Source organism: Mesorhizobium sp. B2-4-14 (genome assembly GCF_006442155.1).
In the GTDB taxonomy this organism is placed as follows: domain Bacteria; phylum Pseudomonadota; class Alphaproteobacteria; order Rhizobiales; family Rhizobiaceae; genus Mesorhizobium.
Genome location: NZ_VFVA01000074.1, coordinates 1 through 3,449, shown reverse-complemented (window position 1 = coordinate 3,449; position 3,449 = coordinate 1). Strand labels below are relative to the sequence as shown.

3 protein-coding genes are annotated in these 3,449 nt (G+C 61.8%); all 3 read right to left on the bottom strand.

Going from position 1 to position 3,449, the window contains the following annotated elements; all coding sequences use genetic code 11:
* Positions 1 to 61: 61 nt before the first annotated feature.
* On the bottom strand, positions 62 to 2,050 hold the full coding sequence (locus FJ938_RS29140) for a histidine kinase dimerization/phospho-acceptor domain-containing protein (RefSeq protein WP_140700089.1): 1,989 nt from the start codon (positions 2,048 to 2,050) through the stop codon (positions 62 to 64).
* Complete coding sequence (locus tag FJ938_RS29135; RefSeq protein WP_181169215.1) at positions 2,016 to 2,579, bottom strand: SCO family protein; 564 nt, start codon at positions 2,577 to 2,579, stop codon at positions 2,016 to 2,018. Before FJ938_RS29135 ends, FJ938_RS29140 begins: the two co-directional genes overlap by 35 nt.
* Positions 2,580 to 2,599: 20 nt before the next feature.
* Positions 2,600 to 3,449: ABC transporter substrate-binding protein (locus FJ938_RS29130; protein ID WP_140700083.1), on the bottom strand; the 850-nt coding region annotated here is incomplete at its 5' end.

Here is a 3,449-nt window from a genome sequence, read left to right as displayed (position 1 = left end):
CCAGGCGCTGCTGGCGCGCGTGCGATCGATGCTGCGCCAGAAGGCGCTTCGCGATACCGTCTCAAGCCAGGCCCAGCCCTGTGCCACCCTTCTGCCTGGTGCTGCTGTTGTCGACCTGCTGGAATTCTTCGAAGATGAGAGCCTGGTCCTTGGACGCGATGCCGGGACCGGTGTCTCGGACGGTGATCTCGAAGTGCCCGTCGACCGCATCGGCAAGAATGTCGACCGCACCCGTTTCGGTGAACTTGACGGCATTGCCTGCAAGATTGAGCAGGACCTGTGTCAAACGGCGTTCGTCCCCGCGGCCGAATGGAAGGTTCTCGGCAACAGTCGTTGAAAGCTCAAGACCCTTCGTTCGTGCCAGCGGCTCGACAGCCGTAATGGTCGATCGAACAATCTGCGCGACGGAGTAGTCCTCGATCGCCAGCGTGAGCTGGCCGGCTTCGATCTTGGAAAGGTCGAGTACGTCGTTGATGAGCCCGAGGAGATGACGGCCGTTTGCCTGCACGCGCGCGACGGTGGTCTTTGCCCTGTCCGGGAGTTCGCCGTAGATGCCGTCGACCAGCAGTTCTGTGAAGCCCAAGACCGAATTGAGCGGTGTCCTGAGCTCGTGGCTCATATTCGCCAGGAACTGGGACTTGTGGCGGCTGGCTGCCTCCAGCTCCCGGCCTTTCTCCTCGATCTCGCGGAACAGCTTGGCATTCTGGATCGCGAGCACCGATTGGGCTGCGAAGGTCTCCAGCAGGTGCACGACCTGCTCGTTGAACTCTCCCGGCTCCCGGCGCCTGACGACCAGTGCGCCGACGATCTTTTTCGGCCTCAACAGCGGAATGATGAGAATGCTCCGGTAGCCCGCGTCGAGCATGATCTTCTGAACGTGTGAGCGCGCTCCTGCGGCGAGATCGGGGATCTGGACAGGCGTGCAGTGCTCTGCTGCACCGCCGATTTCCATGTCATTCAGCCCAATGGCCTGATCCGACATCACGGCAATAAGTTCATCGCTCATCCCGAAGGTCGCGCGCAAGCGGAATTGTTGTCTCGTGCCGCTGAACACATAGATGGTGCCCGCATCCGTATCCGAAAGTTGAACCGCCTTGGCCACGATCGTCTTCAGAACCGTGTCGAGATCGAGCGTCGAATTGACGGCCTTGCTGACTTCGCCAAGCGCCTCCAACTCGCCGACCAGTCGTGCAAGCTCGGCTGTTCGCGCTTGAACTTCCTGATACAGTCGCCCGAGCCGCTCGGATGTCTGATTGACGTTGCTGGCCAGCGAGCCTAGCTCGTCCCGGTTTGCGACGGCCACCTGTTGGGCGAAGTCGCCGGCTGCCATTTGGCTGAGACGCGCTTCGATTTTCTTGACCGGCTCGACCAACGACCAGGAGATGATGTAGCCGAGCCCCAACGCCAGCAGGATACTGCCCACCGCAAACGAGACCACGATTAGTCTGGACGTGCCGTACGCACCCTCGGTCGTTTCGATGGCCGCCACCATGTCGGCTTCCGCGATGTTGACCAGCTGGTTGGTTAGCCGCTCAAGGCGGTCGGCCGACGGTATGATTCCATCAAGCTGAACCTTGCGCGCCTCCTCAGTGCGGCCGGCGCGGACGAGCTCTGCCACGTGCGTCACCCCTGCCGTCAGCCGTTCGTACTCTTGCCTGACCTGGCCAAGCACTTCCACCTCAGCCTGGGCGACGAACTCCATGCGGTCGAGATCGTAGCCGAACTGATTGAGCTGGCGCAGCTGCGCATCCAGCATCCGGTCGTCCTGAAGCAACAGGGCGGTGGAGATGCCGTAGAGCTGGGTGGTCGTATCGTGCTGTACCTGGCGGTAGGCCGCGATCCTGCGCTGCAGCTTGATCAGCTCGTTGGTCTGATCGTTGACCCCACTCAGCACCTGCAACCCGACGGCCCCGAGCACGATTAGCAGGCCAACGATCGACAGGAACGCGATCAAGAGCTTGGTCTGGACGCGCGCCGGCAGCCGGGCAACCCAGCCGACTAGTCGGTTCGTTATGTTACTTGGATTCGTCCAAGAGGCTGAGAAGGTCACCCCGGAACTCCTCGAGGTCGAAACGAACGCCGAGATACTGTACGCGCAACATGCCGCTCGGGTCTACGAGCGATGCCACTGTAGTATGGTCGATATCGCCCTCGGCAGTCTCTCGCGCGAATACGCCGTATTTCAGCGCGACCTCGCGGACAGCCGACGGATCGCCCGTGAGGAACGACCAACCCTTTGGATCGGCACCGAAAGCCGCGGCATATTCCTTGAGCACTTCGGGCGTGTCGCGCTCCGGATCGAGGGTGATTGAGACGAAGTCGATCTTCGACCCGAAGTAGGAGCCGAGCTCGTCCCGCACCTGCGCCATGTTGGCGGTCAGCATCGGACAAACGCTAGTACAGTAGGTGTACATGAACGCGACCACGACCACCTTGCCGCGAAAATCGCGTAGCGACACGCGTGTCCCGTCCTGCGATGTCAGCGTGAAGTCCGGAGCGGGCCCGATAACCGGCAGACGCTCGTCGCGCGGCGCGTCATGCGCATGTGCCAGCCAAGGAGCAAGCAGAGCCAGTGCCAATGCGCATGCCGGCCAGCAACTCACGTCTTCATCTCGCGCTTGAGCTCCTTAAGGAAACGCCAGTCCGTACCTTCCGCGATAATCCTGTCGGGTGTGGAGCCGATCAAACCGATTTCCTTCAGCCGCAGCGCATAGAAGCGGACGGTGTCAGTTGAATCGTAGTCCCGCCATTTCCGGTAAGGCAACTCGCTGATCGCTGCGAACGCATCATCGTAGTGGCTGGCGAACCCGCCCGCGACCAAGCGCTCGGCAACCAGGGCCGGCGCGGCGGTGCATAGATCCGCAGCCTTGAGGATGGCGCGCAGCACCCGCTTGGTGGCAACAGGATGCGCGGCCACGAAATCGCTGTTGCCGGACAGTATGCAGCAGAAATATTGCGACCAAGGTCGGTCTACGGTGCTGTTGACGATCACATGGCCGACCTTGCTGCGCCGCAATTCCTGCGGGTCCGGTGGAAAGCCCAGGAACGCATCGATGTCGCCGCGCACGAACAACTCCTTGGGCTTGACCGCCGGGTCCACCACCCAGTTGATGTCGCGCACCGGATCGAGTCCGACATAGGCCGCGATGCTGGCGAGGAACAGATGCGGCCCCGAACCGAGCCCCTGGACGCCGACGCTCCGGCCTTTCAGATCGACGACGCTGTCGATCCCGCGCTTGGCAAACAGCTCGAAGCAACCGGGATGGACGCCACCGAGCAGAGTGATCCGCGCACCGGAGTCCAAGGCGACGATCGAATTTGTCACGAAGTTGAGGCTAAAGTCGATCTCGCCATTCGCCACCGCGGAGGCCGTGGCCACACCGGGACCTGCGGCGACATAGGCAATTTCGGTGAAGCCCTCACCGCGCAGCAGGTCCTCTGCAACATAC